We start from the raw sequence: 16,346 nt of genomic DNA, 5'->3' as shown, positions 1-16,346 counted from the left end.
GCCTTGCGGAGGCTCCGCCTCCGTCCCCTGATCCAACACCTTGGTTGACGCGGGATGGAGCAGCCCGGTAGCTCGTCAGGCTCATAACCTGAAGGTCGCTGGTTCAAATCCAGCTCCCGCAACCAAAGCACAAGCAAACACAACAGCAATAAGCCCCAGAGCACTAAGCTCGTGGGGCTTTCCGCGTTTTGGGGCTCAGCGGTAGGGCATGCGATCCTTGGCCGCGTTGCCGACCACCGTGTGGGCGTAGCTCACCGGGCGAGCGCCGACGGTGTCGAGCGCGGCGACATCTTCGGCGCTGAGCACGAGATCGCTGGCGGCGACATTGTCGCGGACCTGATCGGGGTTGCGCGATCCGAACAGCACGCTGGTGATTGCGGGGCGCTGCAGCACCCAGGCGAGCGCGACCTGTGCAGGGCTGGCGCCCAGCCGGTCGGCGATCGGGCGGAGCACGTCGATCGCGTCGAACAGGCGATCGCGGCCGATGCTGTCGGGCACATGCCCGCCCATACGACCTTCGCCGCCGCCGTCGCGACCATATTTACCGCTGAGCAGCCCGCCGAGCAGCGGACCCCAGATCAGCAGGCCAAGCCCGGCATCGGCGGCCATTGGCATCACTTCCTCGTCAAGGTCGCGCGTCAGCAGCGAATAATGCGATTCCATGATTTCGAAGCGGTGCAGCGCCTCGCGCGCGGCGACGCCATGCGCCTTGGCGAAAAGCCAGGCCGGGAAGTTGGAGCAGCCCGCATAACGGATCTTGCCCGCACGGACCAAATCGTCGAGCGCACGCACCGTCTCTTCGATCGGGGTGGCCGGATCGGCGAAGTGGATCATGTAAACGTCGATATAGTCGGTGTTGAGCCGCTTCAGGCTCGCCTCGACGCCCGCGATGATATGCGCGCGCGAGGCGCCAAGATCATTGGGTGTCTTGCCCATCCGGCCACCGACCTTGGTGGCCAGCACCATATCGCCGCGGGCGATGCCTAGATCTCGCAGCGACTGGCCGACGATCTGTTCGGATTCGCCCGCGCCATACATGTCGGCGGTGTCAATGAAGTTGATCCCGGCCTCATGCGCCGCGCCCACCACCGCATTGGCTGCCGTCTGGTCGAGCGCGCCGAGCGTCTTCCAATTGGCGCCACCGCCGAAGGTGTTGGTGCCCAGGCAAAGTTCCGAGACGAGCAGGCCCGAACGGCCGAGGCGGCGGTAACGCATCGCGATTCTCCCTAGATGGTTCTGGGCGAGACTATTTCTGGCTCCACGAGCCGCCGTCGAGCGTGACCAGATTGCCTGTCATATAGGCGGAATCCTCACTGGCCAGGAAAGCGACGGTGCGGCCGATATCCTCCTCCGGGCGACCAAGGCGGCGGAGGGGGAGTTTGGCGGCGACGCGCTCCTGCACATCGGCCGGCATGTCGAGATCCATTGCGGGCGAGAGGACGAAGGGAACGACCGTGTTCACGCGGATATTATCCGGTCCCCATTCGACCGACGCCGCGCGGCCGATCGTCTCGATCGCGGCTTTGCATCCGGCATAGACGCCATAGTCCGCCGGCACGCGCAGCGCGCCGCTGGCGAAATTGATGATCGACCCGCCACCGGCGGCCTTCATATGCGGGTGGCAGAAACGCATCAGCGCGAGCGTTGCGACCGGACCGGAGGTCCACAGTTCCTGCACCACATCGTCGTCGATATCGAGCAGCCGTGCCGATCGCATTTCGGGCGCCTGTGCCGCGTTCACCAGCGCGTCGATCCGGCCGAATGCCTCGACCGCCTTGTCGACGATCGCACGCAGCGCGGCGCGATCGGTGATGTCGGCGGAGAAGGGCACGGCCTTTGCGCCGCGCGCCTCGATTTCCTTGGCTACGCTTTCGAGCTTCGACAGGGTCCGTCCGACGAGCAGGATCGACGCGCCTTCGCTCGCCATAGCCAGCGCGCATCCTGCGCCCGCGCCTTGTCCTGCCCCGGTCACGATCGCGGCCTTGCCCGTCAGCCTGCCCATCACCCTCTCCTCTATGTCTGCGATTGAACTAGCTCTATTGTCGCAATCCATGCAAGCGAGCGGCTTGACGCGCGTTCCGGCAACGTCGAAACGCGAGAATAATAGTCGCATATGCGAACTGAATGGATGGGAGGACCGAATGGCCGACGTGATGAAGCAGGTTCTGTTGAAGGCGCGCCCGCAGGGTTTTCCTAAGGCCAGCGACTTTACCACCGAAACCGCGCCGATCCCGACGCCCGGCCCCGATCAGATGCTGTTGCGCACGATCTGGCTGTCGGTCGATCCGTTCATGCGCCTCGGCCTCGATGAAAAGCCGCTCGGTGGAAATAACGGCGTGCCGCTCGATTCGGTGATGATCGGCGACGCCGTGTCGGAGGTCGTCGAATCGAATCTTGAGGGCTATGCGCCCGGCGACTTCGTGATCTGCCGCAGCGGATGGCGCGAATATGCCGTGGTCGGCGCTGGCACGCAGAACCTGCGCAAGATCGAGCCGGCGAAGAATGCGCCGCTCTCGGGCGCGATCGGTGCGCTCGGCATGCCGGGGCAGACCAGCTATGCCGGCATGGTCACGGTCGGCCGGGTCAGGGAAGGCGAAACGGTCGTGATCTCGGCCGCCGCCGGTGCGGTCGGCATCATCGCGGGGCAGATCGGCAAGCTGAAGGGCGCGCGGGTCGTCGGCATTGCGGGCGGTGCCGAAAAGTGCGCCGCGGTGGTTGCGGCGGGATTCGATGCCTGCGTGGATTACAAGGCGGCGGACTTTGAGGAGAAGCTCAAGGCGGCCGTGCCCGATGGCATCGATCTCTACTTCGACAATGTCGGCGGCGACGTGACCCACACCGTCCTGCCGCTCGTCAAATATGGTGCGCGCTGGGCGTCGTGCGGCTTCATCTCCAACTATGACGTGCCCGATTACGGGCCCGGCCCCGATCGCATGCCGTGGCTGCTGCGCATGATCATGCTCAAGGGGCTGGAGATTCGCGGCTTCAACGGTGCGATCGTCGGTGGCAAGCCCGCGCTCGATCAGATGCGCGCCTGGGTCGAGGATGGCAGCATCAAGATCAAGCAGACCGTGTTCGACGGTATCGAGAAAGCGCCGGTTGCGTTCGAGAGCCTGTTCAAGTCGAACGCCAATGTCGGCAAGGTCGTGATCAAGGTCGCCAAGGACGCCTGATCCTGTAGCCCTCCTCGGGAAACTCCGGGGAGGGCCGACCTATCTCAGTCTTTCGGCTCCATCTCGATCGCAACGATGCTCGTCGAACAGGATCGGTCGAAGAAGGGCACGTCCGGTGCGGGCAGTTGTGCGAGCACGGCCTGCAGATCGTCGGTCTCGATCTCGTAAAGCGCGACATAGGGGTTGTTCAGCCCCTTCTGCTGCACCGCCTTGAAGCGCCGCGCGGATTTGACCGCCGGGCAGGCGAGCAGATCGGGGACATGGGTCTCATCATACCATGCGTTATAGGCGGCGTCCTCGCCGGGGCTGGTCGGTCCGTTCATGGCCAGCAGGATGTAACGCGCCATTTCCCTCTCCCTCGATGCTCTCGCGCGGGAATAGGGCAGGCCCGGTTCGCGATACAAGAGACCTCTTCGCCATCGCGAATGGACAAGCAATCGAGCGGATCGGCATATCGGAACGGCTTATCCGCCGATTGACTTGATGCGCGCGGGTCGTCTACCGCATTGAACATAAGCCGACACAAAATTCGGCATTTCGAACTTAGGCGGGGTGTCCGAGACTATGCAATCGCCCACGATCACGCTTGCTGAACAGACGTCGCAATATATCGACGGCGCTTATGTCGCCGGCCAGGGCGCGACCTTCACCGTGGAAAATCCCGCCGATCAGAGCGTGATCGCGACGATCGCCGAGGTCTCGGTCGATCAGGTCGGGCAGGCGATCGACGCGGCGCGTCGCGCCTTCGACACCGGCCCCTGGGGCAAGATGGGCCGTGACGAGCGCGTCGCGATCCTGCGCCGCTATGCCGATGCGCTGGCCAAATATGCGGGCGACATCACTGACGTGGTGGTCGCGGAGGCGGGATGCCTGCGCAATTCGCCGATCATGTTCGCGCAGGTGCCGTCGCCGCTGCAGCATGCGCACGACATTCTCGATCTGATGCTGGCGCTGCCCGAGATGGAGGAAAATCCGCTGCCGCTGCGTGAGCGCGCCAATGCCTATGGCATGGTCTCGCAGAGCATGCGCCGCTACACGCCCATCGGCGTCGTCGCGGCGATCGCGGCCTATAATTATCCGTTCATGACGGCGTTGTGGAAGGTGATGCCTGCGCTCGCGACCGGCAATACCGTCATCCTGCGTCCCAGCCCGCTGACCCCGATTTCGGCGCTGTTCTTCGCCAAGGCGGCGGAGGATGCGGGCCTGCCCACCGGCGTCGTCAACGTCGTCCTCGAACATGGGCTGGAAGGCGCGCGGTTGATGACCACGCACAAGTCGGTCGACATGGTCGTGTTCACCGGATCGACCGCGGTCGGCAAGCAGGTGATGATCCAGGCGGCCGACACGATGAAGCGGCTCCAGCTCGAACTCGGCGGCAAGTCGGTCCAGCTGTTCCTGCCCGATGCGGTCGATCAGGCGGGCAATGCTGCGGCGACGGTGTGTTTCGCGCATTCGGGCCAGGGCTGCGCGCTCGGCACCCGCATCCTCGTGCCAGAAGCGGATAAGCCGGCGGTGCTTGAAGCGATGAAGAAATCGCTCGCCAATGTCGTGCTCGGCGACACGCTCGATCCCAAGACCACAATGGGCCCTGTGATCAGCGCCGCGCAGGTCGCGCGGTGCGAGCATTTCGTGAAGCTGGCAACCGATGCCGGCGCGAAGATCGTCGCGGGCGGCAAACGCCCGGCCGGGATCGACAAGGGTTATTTCTTCGAGCCGACCGTCCTCGACGTCGCCGACAACAGCAATCCGGCCGCGCAGGAGGAGATCTTCGGCCCCGTCGTGTGCGTGATCGGCTATCGCGATCTCGATCATGCGGTCGAGATCGCCAATGACTGCGACTACGGCCTGTCGGGCTTCGTGTACGGCAAGGACCGCGCCAAGGCGGTCGAGGTGGCGACGCGGATCAAATCGGGCACCGTCAACGTCAATGGTGGCATGCTCAGCGCCTTCGCCTCGTCGGGCGGGCAGCGGCTGAGCGGTATCGGCCGCGAACGCGGCATCGAAGGTCTGCGCCTGTATCAGCAGGTCTGCGGCCTCAACATCATCGCCTGATCATCGGGGGCAGAATCATGATCAACGAAATCTTCGCCGGCGTCCGCATCGTCGAACTCGCCCAATATGTGTTCGTGCCCGGCGCCAGCGTGCTGATGGCCGATCATGGCGCCGAGGTGATCCATGTCGAGCCGACCGGCACGGGCGATCCCTATCGCACGCTCAACATCGGCGACGGACGCGAGGTGGGCACCGTCAATCTGGCGATGGAACAGAATAATCGCGGCAAGAAGTCGATCGCGCTCGATCTCAAGAAGCCTGAGGGGCGGGAGGCGATGCTCAAGCTGATCGAGACCGCCGACGTCTTTCTCACCAGCCTGCGCCCCAAGGCGATCCGGGGCCTCGGCCTCGACATCGACGATCTGCGCAAGGTGAACCCCAAGCTGATTTATGCGCGCGGCAACGGCTTCGGCTTCAAGGGCGCCGATGCCGATCGTCCGGGCTTCGACGCCTCGGCCTTCTGGGCGCGCGGTGGTCTAGCCTATGCCTTCACGCCTCCCGGCCAGCCGCTGACCCCGCCGCGTGCGGCGTTTGGCGACCATTCGGGCTCGGTCGCGCTCGCCTTCGGGATTGCCAGCGCGCTCTACAAGCGCGCGATGACGGGTGAGCCGAGCGTCGTCGATACCTCGCTGCTGTCGACCGCGACGTGGATGCTGTCGGCCGACATCACCTATTCGCAGTCGCCCGATTATGTTGCGCACAATCCGAACATCCATCGCTTCCCGCTGATGTATGCTTACCCCACCAACGATGGCCGCATGATCCAGCTGATGCTGCTCGATCCGCAGCCCAAATGGCCGGGCCTGTGCAAGATGATCGGGCGCGAAGATTTGATCGACGATCCGCGCTTTGCCGACAACAAGTCGCGCATGGCGAACGGCTCCGCTTTGGTCGAACAGATCGCCGCCGAGATTATCAAGCATGGCTGGCTCGATCATTGGAAGCCGATCTTCGAAGCGTGGGATGCGCCGTGGGAGCTGATACAGACGATCGAGGATGTTCGCGCCGATCCGCAGGTCCATGCCAATGGCATGATGTTCAACATGAAGGCGCCCGACGGCACCGAAGTCAGCGTCATCGCCGGCCCGACCTCGTTCGACGGGCAGGCGGGGCCGCGCGCGCCCAAGGGATCGCCCGGCATGGGCGAGCATACCGAGGAATTGCTGCGTTCGGCCGGCTATGACGATGCCGCGATCGCCCGGCTCAAGGCGGAGGGCGTGGCGCAATAAGCCACCCCATTTGCGCCTGACCATGCACGGAGGAGAGGACGATGCTGGGTGGCCCGCGGATCAAGCATGTCGACGATGTCGAGGAACATGAGGTCGTTCGCATAGAATATGCGGATGGCCGCTCGGCCTCGGTCCATGAGCGTTTCATGGAGATGAGCCCGCGCTTCATGAGCTTCTGGAACCGTTGGGATCCGGGCATGATCCAGCGCAAACACGGCCATCATGGCGATCATGTCGTCTTCATCCTGAAGGGCGAGATGATGGTCGGCGACACGCTCTGCACCGCCGGCAGCCACATCTATCTGATGCATGGCGATACGTTCGGGCCGTGGATCGCCGGGCCGGAGGGGTGCGAGACGCTGGGCATCATCGCGGGGGAGGGATCGTCCTTCTGCGCGGAGCAGGACATGGCCGACTTCCTCGATCTGCTCGCGTCGAAAGGCGCGAAGCAGGGGGCGGTGCCGGCGATCAAAAACCCGCCGCCGTGGAAGCCGCGCGGCATCGTCCTGCCCGGCCCGATCAAGGACGCCTGATGAGCGATATGCAGCGGGTCGCCCCGCCCCTTACCACTCGCACTGCCGATTTCTGGAGATCGGGCGCCGATGGCGTGCTGCGCATCGCGCATTGCCGCGCCTGCAATTTCTACATGCATCCGCCGCAGCCGCTGTGCCGGCGATGCCATTCGACGGATGTCGGCTTCGATCCGGTGTCGGGCAAAGGCACCGTCCATAGTTTCACGATCAATCGCTATCAGTGGAAGCCGGGCATGCCGCCCCCTTATGTCATCGCCGATGTCGAGCTGGAGGAGCAGGCGGGGCTGTTCGTGCAGACGAACATCGTCGGGGTTGCGGTCGAGGATGTGGCAATCGGCATGAAGGTGGCGGTCGAGTTCGAACAGGCCGAAGAGGCTTTCATTCCGGTGTTCCGTCCATGATCGAAGGCAAAGCTCTAATCACCGGAGTCGGTATCTCCGATTGCGGGCGGCGGCTCGGCCGCGATCCGTGGAGCCTGACCGCGCAGGCGGCACTTGCGGCGATCGCCGATGCGGGGCTGACGCCGGCCGAGATCGATGGCGTTTCGACCTATCCCGGCGCGCTGGCCTCGACACCCGGCATGTCGGGCGCGGGGGCGGACGATATGCGCTCACTGCTCGGCCTCAACCTGCGCTGGTATAATGGCGCATCCGAACTGCCGGGGCAGCTGGGCGCGATCGTCACCGCGATGGCGGCGATCGGCGCGGGCCTCGCCAACCATGTCCTGTGCTTCCGCACCGTCTGGGAATCCTCGGCGCAGACTCAGATCGGCAGCCGCTCCGAAACGATGCGCAGCGGCGTGCAGCGCGAGCGCAGCCAGTGGATCGACCCGATCGGCGCCAGCCATTCGACCTATGGCGGCCTGACGATGCAGCGTTACATGTACGAAAGCGGCACGACCCGCGAGCAGATCGGCCAGATCGCTGTGGTCGCCCGCGCCAATGCCGCACTCAATCCGGCGGCGGTCTATCGCGATCCTATGAGCCTCGACGATTATCTGGCGTCGCGGATGATCTCGGATCCTCTGTGCCTCTACGATTGCGACGTGCCGATGGACGGATCGGTCGCCTTCATCGTCTCGCGCGCGGATCTCGTGAATGACGCCAAACGCGGGATCAACATCGCTGCGATTGGTTCCGCGCCCGGTTTCGATGAGGCGGCGGCGATGATGTGGTCGCGCACCGATCTCAAGCCTGCCGATGTCGACATGGCGCAGCTTTACGACGGCTTCTCGGTCCTCACCCTGCGCTGGATGGAGGCGCTGGGCCTGTGCCCGCGCAACGAGGGCGGACGCTTCATTGAGGGCGGCCACCGGATCGCGCGCGACGGCGAACTGCCGCTCAATACGAATGGCGGGCAATTGTCGGGCGGCCGCATGCACGGCTTCGGCGCGCTCCACGAAGCCTGCGTCCAGTTGCGCGGCGAGGCGGGCGAGCGGCAGGTGCCGAAGCGACCGCAGGTCACGGCGGTCAGCAGCGGCGCGGAAGCCTTCACCTCCTGCCTGTTGCTCACCCTCTAATCCTCCATCGTCATCCCCGCGAAGGCGGGGACCCATCCAGTCTCTCCGCGGGTGAAGACACCGGATAGGCCCCCGCCTTCGCGGGGGTGACGGTGATGTTCAGGCCGTGTGCGGCCCGCTGATGCTCCGGAAAATATGGACGGTGCGCGCGATCGACGCGGTGCCCGAACGCGGACCCCAGGCGACGCCCGAAGGGCTCTTGCCCTCGGCGCGGTCGAAGAATTCCTGCAGCGTCGGCTTCAACTCGGCATCGTCGACCTGGATGCCGCCAAGGATCAGCTGGTCGCCGGGGCAATAGCGCACCGGCGGCACCTGCACCTCACACAGCCGCCCGCGCCGCATGCCGACATAGCCGGGCGATTCCGACACTTCGACGCTGTGAACGTCGTCGTACCATTTGTGATATTCGGCCTCATGCCCCGGCGTGAAGTTGGCGAGCAGGAACATCAGGTGGCTCAGCGGGCCCGGCGTGTAGTTCGTGCTATACTTCCACGGATGATACATGCGGTAGCTGTAGGTCCGCTCGGCATCGTCCGCCGCCGTGATCCCCGCCTCGCGCACGTCGGCCAGCAAAGGGGCGATCGCCGGCAGGTCGATCGAGGGATCGGCGAGCGTGAAATTGTAGAGCGTCGCGTGGGTCCACGGCTGGATGATCGGCATCAGCTGGTGCGGCGAGCAGGTGAAACGCTGCACGTCCTTGAACCCGCGCAGCTTCCTGACCGCGGGAACATGCACCTCCTCGAAATGCCGCTCGGCATCGGCCTCGCGGCCCTTGGCAATGTTCGTCAGATGTAGGGTGACATAATCCTGCACGTCGGCCTCTCCCGCCTGTTTGCAGATGACGCTAGACCGCGTTCTGCCCCTGGCCAACCACTAGCCGGGGGCAGAACGGTATCGCGGAAAATCAAACTCCCAGCAGATCCCACCCGCCGCCGTCGACGACGGCGGTGCCAAGCCGCGTGCAGAAGCGCTCGATGATCTGCGGTTCGACGCGCAGCGTGATCGTCCACATGAAGAAGCCGTAGGAGACCGACTGGCGATAGAGCGCCCAGGCTTCGTCCCATGCGGGCGGATTGCCGCCGTACTGCTTCACGCGGTCGAGATAGAAGCGCAGCAGATCCTGCTCGTTCTTGCGCCGATCCTCGACATCGAGCGCGGCGCCGACATGGTAGGCGAAATCGAGCGACCAGTTCGCGCGCTGCAGCACCTGCCAGTCGATCAGGCCGATCTTGCCATCCTGTTCGAAGACGTTGCCCGCATGCGCGTCACCGTGGACGAGGCAGCGTTCGTACTTCTCGTCACGCTCGGCTAGCGCCTTCATCGATGCGAGCACGCGCGCGCCGTCGCGATAGGCGTCGGGCAGGGCGTCGCCGCGCGACCCCTTAAGCAGGTCGGTCAGCTTGCCGGCTTCGAGCCAGGGCAGGCTGGCCAGTTGCGCCATGCGCGGCTTCGCCCAGGGGAAGGGCGCCAACTTGGCGTCGCCCCAGCTCGCACCGTGCAGCCGCGCGATCTGATCGACGCTGCCCGCCGCCTGATCGGCGGTATAGGCCGACATCGCGGTCAGGAAATGCCCGCCCGCCGGGATCAGATCCTCCATGATGATGATGCCGGCCAGCGTCTCCTCGTCGAGCCCGGCATAGAGGCAGCGCGGCGTGTTGAGCGACATGACCGGCGCGCAATCGCGGAAGAAGCCGATCTCGTTCACCTGCGTGCCCTGCTTCAGATATTCGCCGAGCAGTTCGGGTTTGAATACGCCCTTCAGGCAATATTGATCGGGCAGCCCCTCCGGCCGGTTCGCGCCGTAGGTGACCTTGAAGCGGACCTTGGTGGCCGAAGGGCCAAGCTCCTCCAGCACCTCCACTCCGGTCACGTCGACCGGGCCGTTGGCCTGCGACAAGGCCCAGCTGAGCCAGGCAGGCGAAAGCGCTTCGTCGAGCTTGAGCGGCGCTGGGTTCGGCATCCTCTTGGTCCCCTTATCTGTCTTATCAGGCGATTTCTTCGATCACGTCGGCAGGCGCATCGATCCCCAGGGATCGGGCGAGCTGGATCGTGATGATATTGTTGTTGGCGTTGTTGCCGGGGTCCGATGACTTTTCCATGATCAGCTTGCGCGCCATGATCAGAGCGAGCTTGTAGCCAGCCAGAACCTCGTACCACTGGATTTCGGACGTATCGATGCCGGTGCGGCCACGGAAATAGGCCAGCGTCTCGTCGCGCGTGCCCAGCCCTTCGAGCCGCGTGAGACCTAGATTGACGCTGTGGAACGCGTCGAAGAACAGCCACCAGCCAAGATCGAGCAGCGCACCGCCCAGCGACAATTGCTCCCAATCCATCACGCCCGAAATCCGGAAGTCCGGCCCGATCATCATATTGCCGATCCGCGCATCGCCCCAGCTGAGGCCGACCGGCGGATTCTTCGGCTTGTTGGCGATCAGCCACGCCTCGGTCTCGGCGATGATCGGCACGTGATCGGCCTTCGACCAGCGGCACTCGTCGAGCGTCATTTTGAAATGCGCGTCGAAATCGCCGTCGTCGGGATTGTCGGCGAGGAAGGCGACCTTATCGAGCGGGGTCAGCGCTATCTCGCAAAGCTGCTCCATCGCCGATTCCCACGCGGTGCGGCGCTGCGCGACGGTGGCATCGAACAATTTGCCCGCGCTGTTATAGGGCGGGAAGGTGACGGGCACGAAGCCGTCGAGCTTGCCCATCAGGAAGTAAGGCGCGCCGAACGGCTCGGTGCCACCGTCGAAATGGAGCGGGGTGGCGACGCGCACCTTCCCGACTTCGGTCAGCACCTGCATCAGGCGATATTGATCGGCGATGCGCGGATCCTTGAACAGCTGATAGCCATTGGGCGCGATGCGCAGCACCATGCCGCGCTGCTGCGCAACGCCATCCTGCGTCCAGCGCGCGTCGAACAGGATCGTCTCGTTCGAATTGCCCGCGCCGACCGGCAGCTTGAGATTCTCGATCTCGACCGGCACGCCGCCGGCAACATGCTGGCTCACCAGTTCGCGAAGCTGCGCGGCGGTCTCGGCCAGGTCACGGCCGATCGTCTCGGCCACGTTCGACTGTTTGAAGCTGGGATTGGTGGGACGATATTCCTCGGTCGCCGACATGCGCAGCCGTTTCCCTTCGATCTGGCGCGAATGTGCGCCGTTTGAGAGTGCAGAAAAGCGGCCGTCCCGGGAAGGGGCGGCCGCCTTTCGGTTTGGCGTATCGGGCGGTGCTTATTGGCCGATACGGAAGAAGTTGAACGCGTTGCCGCAGATGATGGCGTGCTTGTCCGCCTCCGGAATGCCCGCCATGTCGCGCGCGATCACCGCCGCCGAATCCGGGAAGGTCGTTTCCGAATGCGGATAATCGGACGACCACATGATGTTCTTGGCGCCGGGCATGTGCCGCGTTTCGACCGCGACACGATCGTTGATGAACGACGTATAGACGTTCTGATCCATGTAGAAGCTCGGCGGCTCCTTCAGCGGGCTCTCGGTCCAGTAACGCTGCTTTTCCCAGGTGCGGTCCATGTAGTGCGCCGCGAACGCCATCCAGCCCGATCCGCTCTCGATCGCGCCGAATTTGAGCTTGGGGAAACGCTGGAAGATGCCGCTGAAGATCAGGATCGCGATCGGCTCGGCCATCGCGAACTTGCTCATCACCATGTCGGCGAGGATCTTGTCCTTCTCCGCAAAGCGCACGATGCGCCCGCCCAGGTGGACGGTCAGTGCGATGTCGTAATCGCAGGCCGCGGCCCAGAATTTGTCGAACGACGGATCGTCATAGCGCAGCTCGCCGAACGGATCGCCGGTCAGCGCGGCGGCCTGCGCCCCCATGCTCTGCGAAGCGCCGGTGGCCGACGGGGCGGCGGTGTCCTTCGTGCTCTGCGGGAAGCCGGGAATGTTGACCGTGGTGAAGCCCAAGGCGACCGCTTCCTTGAGCATCGCCAGCCCTTCCTCGGCCGACCGCATCGGCAGATAGGCCGCACCGCACAGGCGGCGGCGATCATAAGCGCAGAAATCGGCCAGGAAGCGGTTATAGGCGCGGAAGCTCTCGATATAGAGTTCCATGTTGAGCGTGCCGAGCGGGCCACCGCCGTAGAGGACCGCCGCGTCCATGCCGTCGAGGTCCATGTCGGCGAGGCGTGCCGCCGGTTCCCAGCCGCCCGAGCGCACGTCCGACAGGCGGCCCTCCAGCTTGAAGTCCTTGCCCTTGCGGCCGGCCTGCTGCCCCATCAGGTTCAGCTTCTTGCGGCTGCCTTCGAAGATCACATAGTCGGCATCGTCGGCATGTTCGATCTTGGGCGCGAGGTCGCGCAGATGCTTGGGTAGATATTCCTGCCAGAAGCTGGGATGCGGGTTCACATGCGCATCGGCATCGACGATCTTGTAGGTGAAGGGCTTGTCCTTCGCGCCCCGATCGAGGGTTTCGACGTCGGCTCCCGTACCTGCACTCATCACGACTCTCCCAAGTCAGAATATTCACTATATCGAATGATGTGTCATGTTTTCATACATGATCGCATTTGGTCAAGCGCAAGGCGTGCATGATCGATTTGCGGTGGGGAAGCATGGACGCCTGATCAGTTTCGGGCCGATTTGCGGTCAATTGGCGACGGGCGCGAACATCGGCAGCCACACATCCTCATCCTGTTCGAAGCGCACCTCGACAGCCATGCCGATATACACCGCCTCGGGATCGATATCGACGATGTTGGTGGTGACGCGCAGGCCCGGCTGTTCGGGTAGCGCCACGACGGCGATGACATAGGGCACCTTCATGCCCTTGCCCCACGGCTTGATGTTGATCGTGAAGGTTTCGACCTCGGCCTTGCCCGACACCGGCTCGGACGTCAGCGCCTCGCTCAGGCAATTGGTGCAGCGCGGCTGGGGCGTGTGAACCCAATATCGGCAATCCCGGCATCGGAGCAGCAGCAGGTGGCCGTCCCTGCCGCCTTGCCAGAAATGGCGGTTCTCGTCTGTCAGGATCGGCAGGGGGCGCTGATAGCTATCGGACATATCCTCGCCTCCCTTATCGCCGCGTCAGCAGCATGCAGCCGGCCTGCGGTCCGCCGCCGGCGGAGGCGATGGCGACTTGCGGGTCACCCGGCACCTGCCGCTCGCCGGCTTCGCGCCGCAACTGGATCACCGCCTCGCGCACGAAGCCGAAGCCGTGGGTGCGCCCGGCCGACAGCTGTCCGCCATGCGTATTGAGCGGCAGTTCGCCGTCGCGCGCGATCCGATGCCCGCCCTCGACGAATGCGCCACCTTCGCCGATCCCGCAGAAGCCCAGCGCCTCGAGCCAGGTGAGCGTGAGGAAGCTGAACCCGTCATAGAGTTGTGCGACGTCGACGTCGGTGGGCTTGAGCGCGGTGCGGCTCCATAACTGCCGGGCCGCATCGTGCGCGCCCATATGCGGCATGTCGGTCTGGTCCCAGCTTGCCGCGCTGTGGAGCGCGCCCGCCATCGCTTCGATGGTGATCGGCGTCGACCGGAGATCGCGCGCGGCCTCGGCATTGGACAGGATGAATGCGATCGAGGAATCGGTCGGCGCATCGCAATCGAGGATGCACATCGGCGTCGAGATCATCCTGGACGCCAGATAATCGTCGATGGTGATCGGATCGCGGAAGATCGCAGCCGGGTTCAGCGCCGCATTGGTGCGGCCGTTGACCGAGATCGCGCCCAGCTGTCGCCGCGTCGTTCCGTACAGGTGGAAATGGCGCTGCATCGACATGGCGACATAGTTGATCACCGTCAGCGCATCGAAGGGCATCAGATATTCGAAGCGATCGCCAACCCGCTGGCGCTGCGCGCTCGGCCCGGCCGCCTGTTGCCAGTAGAGCGATCCGCTGCCCTCTTTGAGCGTGCGGAAGACGATGACGTGACGGGCGTAACCGGCCTTGATCGCGGCCACCGCGTTCAGCAACCCCGCCTGCTGCGCGCCACCCTCGCCACCGCCATTATACCAGTCGAGCCTGAGCTTGAGCGCCTCGATCAGTTCGTGCGTGCCGACGGGGGAGAAGTGGGCGAGGTTGCCGGTCAGCTTGCCCGGATAGGTCGACAGCCCGTCGATATCCTTGCGATCGAGCCCGGCGTCGGCGAGCGCCGCGATCACCGCATCGACCGTCATCGCGATCCCGCTGCGATCGACCTTTCGGCCCACCGCCGACTGCCCGATCCCCGAAATGACGACGTCGACCATGCGCTTCGTCTCCCTCTCCGGATCGATTTCCTAATCGTGTTTTTCGAAATCGCAAATCACGCGCCTCGATCGCGAATCGTCCGTGGGTTCGGAATATCGAAAGAGGGGCCTTCATTTGTGGGGTGGGCGGCTTGCCCGTCGCATAGTCGTAACTTATAGCAACATCGTTTCGAAATAGCGAAAGATGACGATGTCTCGGCTTTCTCCCGCGGTTGCACGTACGGTTGCCGTTCTCAACTTCTTTGCCGATCATCCGGGGCAGGCCTTCACGCTCACCGACATCGTCTCGTCGCTCAAGATCAGCCGCGCGACCTGCCATGCTCTGCTCGCGGCGTTGGTCGAGGCGGGCTATCTCTATCGCAGCAATTCGAAGACCTATCTGCTCGGCTCCGCGCTCGCGCGCCTGGCCGAGGCCGCGCGCGGCAGCCTGTCGCCGCTTCAGGTCGCCGCGCCCGAAATGCGCGCGCTGGCCGACGAATTCGACGTGATCGTCGCAGCCATCTTCCTCGAAAAGGATGAGGCCGTGGTGCGCGAGCGCGCATCGTCGGTCTCACATCTCGGCTGGTCGATCTTTCCGGGCACGCGCATTCCGCTGCGCCCGCCCTTCGGCAGCGTGTTCGTCGCTTGGTCGAGCGATGCGGAGGTCGACGCCTGGGTCGATCGCGCGCTCCCGCCCCCCAGCGATGACGAGCGCCGCAAGATGCGCGAAAGCATCGAGTTCGTCCGCCGCTGGGGCTTCCAGATCGCGCTGCGCAAGGTGCATGTGATGAACGAAGGGCATGCCCAGTCGCTCGTCTATCGCACCGACCAGACCGATTATCTGGTGAGCGAACTCGATCCACAGCGCGAATATAATCTCGGCTCGGTCTCGGCCCCGGTGTTCGATCCGCGCGGCAAGATCGCGTTCGTGATCGGCGTGATGGGCTTCATCCGCCCGATGAAGGGCAGCGAGGTCCAGCATGTCGGCCGCCGCGTCCGCGAAGTCTGCGATCGCGTCACCAATTTTATTGGTGGGCGTATTCCCTAAGCCTGCCAGGCCTCGACGATCGTGTCGGTGGGCGCGATCGTCGCCAGCATCGACAGGGTATTGGTCATCACCGCCTCTGCATAGTCGCGCGGGAAGCCGGCGACCGCGTCCTGCGGCAGGATCACCTGATAGGCGCGGTTCACCGCGTCCATCGTCGTGTTGAGGATCGCGAAGCTCACCGATACGCCCACGAGAATGATCGTCGTGATCCCCGCGTTGCGCAGCAGCGAGTCGAGCGGCGTCCCCGTCATCGGGCTGATCCCGTGATAGCGCGGCAGCACGATGTCGCTGGGGTCATGCAGTTCGGGCAGCGGCGCGTCGCCCGCCGTGGCGTCCCCGCCGCGCACCTTGGCTGCGGTCGCGAACAGCTTGGCGTTGACGTTCTGGCCGAAGCGCCCAGCCAGATTTTCCGCCGTGCAGTGGATCACCGGCGCACCCCGCGCCCGCGCTGCCGCGACCAGCTTGGCAGCATTGCGGACGAGGCCGACACGCTCGGCCTCCTCGCTCAGCGCGGGCCAGGGTGCCGCGGCGCCCATCACGCCGCTCTGCGCCTCGACCAGCACGACGGCCACTTTGCCGGGGGCCAGCAGGCCGGGAAGCCGCGAACTCATC

The 16,346-nt window shown here is 64.5% G+C and carries 17 protein-coding genes and 1 tRNA gene; 8 read left to right on the top strand and 10 right to left on the bottom strand.

The window, feature by feature from the left end:
* Nucleotides 1-48: 48 nt before the first annotated feature.
* Nucleotides 49-125, top strand: a tRNA-Met gene (locus EOD43_RS21290).
* A 70-nt stretch (nucleotides 126-195) separates the two neighbouring features.
* Here the strand turns inward: EOD43_RS21290 and EOD43_RS21285 are convergent.
* On the bottom strand, nucleotides 196-1,215 hold the full coding sequence (locus tag EOD43_RS21285; protein ID WP_127746186.1) for an aldo/keto reductase: 1,020 nt from the start codon (nucleotides 1,213-1,215) through the stop codon (nucleotides 196-198).
* Nucleotides 1,216-1,246: 31 nt separating this feature from the next.
* Nucleotides 1,247-2,002, bottom strand: coding sequence for an SDR family NAD(P)-dependent oxidoreductase (locus tag EOD43_RS21280; RefSeq protein WP_164857385.1), 756 nt, complete (start codon nucleotides 2,000-2,002; stop codon nucleotides 1,247-1,249).
* Between the two features lie 139 nt (nucleotides 2,003-2,141).
* Between EOD43_RS21280 and EOD43_RS21275 the strand changes: the two genes are divergently transcribed.
* On the top strand, nucleotides 2,142-3,173 hold the full coding sequence (locus EOD43_RS21275; RefSeq protein WP_240653440.1) for an NADP-dependent oxidoreductase: 1,032 nt from the start codon (nucleotides 2,142-2,144) through the stop codon (nucleotides 3,171-3,173).
* 44 nt (nucleotides 3,174-3,217) lie between these two features.
* Here EOD43_RS21275 and EOD43_RS21270 read toward each other — a convergent pair whose 3' ends face one another.
* Nucleotides 3,218-3,520, bottom strand: a complete 303-nt coding sequence (locus tag EOD43_RS21270; protein WP_127746182.1) for a DUF4286 family protein — start codon at nucleotides 3,518-3,520, stop codon at nucleotides 3,218-3,220.
* A 217-nt stretch (nucleotides 3,521-3,737) separates the two neighbouring features.
* On the opposite strand from EOD43_RS21270, the gene EOD43_RS21265 reads away from it, so the two are divergent.
* Genes EOD43_RS21265 through EOD43_RS21245 form a run of 5 tightly spaced genes read left to right on the top strand, consistent with a single transcriptional unit; the run spans nucleotide 3,738 to nucleotide 8,506 of the window.
* Nucleotides 3,738-5,225 carry an aldehyde dehydrogenase family protein gene (locus EOD43_RS21265; protein WP_127746211.1) on the top strand — a complete coding sequence of 496 codons (1,488 nt, stop codon included), beginning with the start codon at nucleotides 3,738-3,740 and terminating at the stop codon, nucleotides 5,223-5,225.
* Nucleotides 5,226-5,242: 17 nt separating this feature from the next.
* Nucleotides 5,243-6,454 carry a CaiB/BaiF CoA transferase family protein gene (locus EOD43_RS21260; protein ID WP_127746180.1) on the top strand — a complete coding sequence of 404 codons (1,212 nt, stop codon included), beginning with the start codon at nucleotides 5,243-5,245 and terminating at the stop codon, nucleotides 6,452-6,454.
* Nucleotides 6,455-6,495: 41 nt separating this feature from the next.
* Nucleotides 6,496-6,987 (top strand): hypothetical protein, encoded by a 492-nt coding sequence (locus tag EOD43_RS21255; protein ID WP_127746178.1) that lies wholly within the window; start codon nucleotides 6,496-6,498, stop codon nucleotides 6,985-6,987.
* A complete protein-coding gene (locus EOD43_RS21250) occupies nucleotides 6,987-7,388 on the top strand; it encodes a Zn-ribbon domain-containing OB-fold protein (protein ID WP_206363617.1) in 402 nt (133 codons plus the stop codon). The genes EOD43_RS21255 and EOD43_RS21250 overlap by 1 nt, the downstream gene beginning before the upstream one ends.
* Entirely contained in the window at nucleotides 7,385-8,506 is a 1,122-nt protein-coding gene (locus tag EOD43_RS21245; protein ID WP_127746176.1) for a thiolase family protein, read from the top strand. The genes EOD43_RS21250 and EOD43_RS21245 overlap by 4 nt, the downstream gene beginning before the upstream one ends.
* Nucleotides 8,507-8,605: 99 nt before the next feature.
* Here EOD43_RS21245 and EOD43_RS21240 read toward each other — a convergent pair whose 3' ends face one another.
* From EOD43_RS21240 to EOD43_RS21215, 6 genes are all read right to left on the bottom strand, one after another.
* A complete protein-coding gene (locus EOD43_RS21240) occupies nucleotides 8,606-9,319 on the bottom strand; it encodes a hypothetical protein (RefSeq protein WP_127746174.1) in 714 nt (237 codons plus the stop codon).
* A 91-nt stretch (nucleotides 9,320-9,410) separates the two neighbouring features.
* Nucleotides 9,411-10,466 (bottom strand): phosphotransferase, encoded by a 1,056-nt coding sequence (locus tag EOD43_RS21235; RefSeq protein ID WP_127746172.1) that lies wholly within the window; start codon nucleotides 10,464-10,466, stop codon nucleotides 9,411-9,413.
* A 25-nt stretch (nucleotides 10,467-10,491) separates the two neighbouring features.
* Nucleotides 10,492-11,625 (bottom strand): phosphotransferase family protein, encoded by a 1,134-nt coding sequence (locus tag EOD43_RS21230; RefSeq protein ID WP_127746170.1) that lies wholly within the window; start codon nucleotides 11,623-11,625, stop codon nucleotides 10,492-10,494.
* 111 nt (nucleotides 11,626-11,736) lie between these two features.
* Nucleotides 11,737-12,960, bottom strand: a complete 1,224-nt coding sequence (locus EOD43_RS21225; RefSeq protein WP_127746168.1) for an amidohydrolase family protein — start codon at nucleotides 12,958-12,960, stop codon at nucleotides 11,737-11,739.
* 147 nt (nucleotides 12,961-13,107) lie between these two features.
* Nucleotides 13,108-13,521 carry a Zn-ribbon domain-containing OB-fold protein gene (locus EOD43_RS21220; RefSeq protein ID WP_127746166.1) on the bottom strand — a complete coding sequence of 138 codons (414 nt, stop codon included), beginning with the start codon at nucleotides 13,519-13,521 and terminating at the stop codon, nucleotides 13,108-13,110.
* Nucleotides 13,522-13,534: 13 nt separating this feature from the next.
* The gene (locus tag EOD43_RS21215; protein WP_127746164.1) at nucleotides 13,535-14,707 is read right to left on the bottom strand and encodes a thiolase family protein; all 1,173 of its coding nucleotides are present in this window, start codon (nucleotides 14,705-14,707) and stop codon (nucleotides 13,535-13,537) included.
* Nucleotides 14,708-14,897: 190 nt separating this feature from the next.
* Here EOD43_RS21215 and EOD43_RS21210 point away from each other — a divergent pair, with 190 nt between their 5' ends.
* Entirely contained in the window at nucleotides 14,898-15,734 is an 837-nt protein-coding gene (locus EOD43_RS21210) for an IclR family transcriptional regulator (RefSeq protein WP_164857384.1), read from the top strand.
* On the opposite strand, the gene EOD43_RS21205 is transcribed toward EOD43_RS21210, so the two are convergent.
* The gene (locus tag EOD43_RS21205; protein WP_127746160.1) at nucleotides 15,731-16,345 is read right to left on the bottom strand and encodes an isochorismatase family protein; all 615 of its coding nucleotides are present in this window, start codon (nucleotides 16,343-16,345) and stop codon (nucleotides 15,731-15,733) included. The genes EOD43_RS21210 and EOD43_RS21205 overlap by 4 nt on opposite strands.
* Nucleotide 16,346: the final 1 nt, after the last annotated feature.

Source organism: Sphingomonas crocodyli, from assembly GCF_004005865.1.
GTDB lineage: Bacteria > Pseudomonadota > Alphaproteobacteria > Sphingomonadales > Sphingomonadaceae > Rhizorhabdus > Rhizorhabdus crocodyli.
The sequence above is the reverse complement of the archived record's forward strand: the minus strand, read 5'-3'. Positions and strand labels throughout refer to the sequence as shown.

What these genes read in the sequence shown, in the direction of transcription:
- EOD43_RS21285 (WP_127746186.1), bottom strand. Translation starts at nt 1,215, where the DNA reads ATGCGTTACCGCCGCCTCGGCCGTTCGGGCCTGCTCGTCTCGGAACTT.
- EOD43_RS21280 (WP_164857385.1), bottom strand. Translation starts at nt 2,002, where the DNA reads ATGGGCAGGCTGACGGGCAAGGCCGCGATCGTGACCGGGGCAGGACAA.
- EOD43_RS21275 (WP_240653440.1), top strand. Translation starts at nt 2,142, where the DNA reads ATGGCCGACGTGATGAAGCAGGTTCTGTTGAAGGCGCGCCCGCAGGGT.
- EOD43_RS21270 (WP_127746182.1), bottom strand. Translation starts at nt 3,520, where the DNA reads ATGGCGCGTTACATCCTGCTGGCCATGAACGGACCGACCAGCCCCGGC.
- EOD43_RS21265 (WP_127746211.1), top strand. Translation starts at nt 3,738, where the DNA reads ATGCAATCGCCCACGATCACGCTTGCTGAACAGACGTCGCAATATATC.
- EOD43_RS21260 (WP_127746180.1), top strand. Translation starts at nt 5,243, where the DNA reads ATGATCAACGAAATCTTCGCCGGCGTCCGCATCGTCGAACTCGCCCAA.
- EOD43_RS21255 (WP_127746178.1), top strand. Translation starts at nt 6,496, where the DNA reads ATGCTGGGTGGCCCGCGGATCAAGCATGTCGACGATGTCGAGGAACAT.
- EOD43_RS21250 (WP_206363617.1), top strand. Translation starts at nt 6,987, where the DNA reads ATGAGCGATATGCAGCGGGTCGCCCCGCCCCTTACCACTCGCACTGCC.
- EOD43_RS21245 (WP_127746176.1), top strand. Translation starts at nt 7,385, where the DNA reads ATGATCGAAGGCAAAGCTCTAATCACCGGAGTCGGTATCTCCGATTGC.
- EOD43_RS21235 (WP_127746172.1), bottom strand. Translation starts at nt 10,466, where the DNA reads ATGCCGAACCCAGCGCCGCTCAAGCTCGACGAAGCGCTTTCGCCTGCC.
- EOD43_RS21230 (WP_127746170.1), bottom strand. Translation starts at nt 11,625, where the DNA reads ATGTCGGCGACCGAGGAATATCGTCCCACCAATCCCAGCTTCAAACAG.
- EOD43_RS21225 (WP_127746168.1), bottom strand. Translation starts at nt 12,960, where the DNA reads ATGAGTGCAGGTACGGGAGCCGACGTCGAAACCCTCGATCGGGGCGCG.
- EOD43_RS21220 (WP_127746166.1), bottom strand. Translation starts at nt 13,521, where the DNA reads ATGTCCGATAGCTATCAGCGCCCCCTGCCGATCCTGACAGACGAGAAC.
- EOD43_RS21215 (WP_127746164.1), bottom strand. Translation starts at nt 14,707, where the DNA reads ATGGTCGACGTCGTCATTTCGGGGATCGGGCAGTCGGCGGTGGGCCGA.
- EOD43_RS21210 (WP_164857384.1), top strand. Translation starts at nt 14,898, where the DNA reads ATGTCTCGGCTTTCTCCCGCGGTTGCACGTACGGTTGCCGTTCTCAAC.
- EOD43_RS21205 (WP_127746160.1), bottom strand. Translation starts at nt 16,345, where the DNA reads ATGAGTTCGCGGCTTCCCGGCCTGCTGGCCCCCGGCAAAGTGGCCGTC.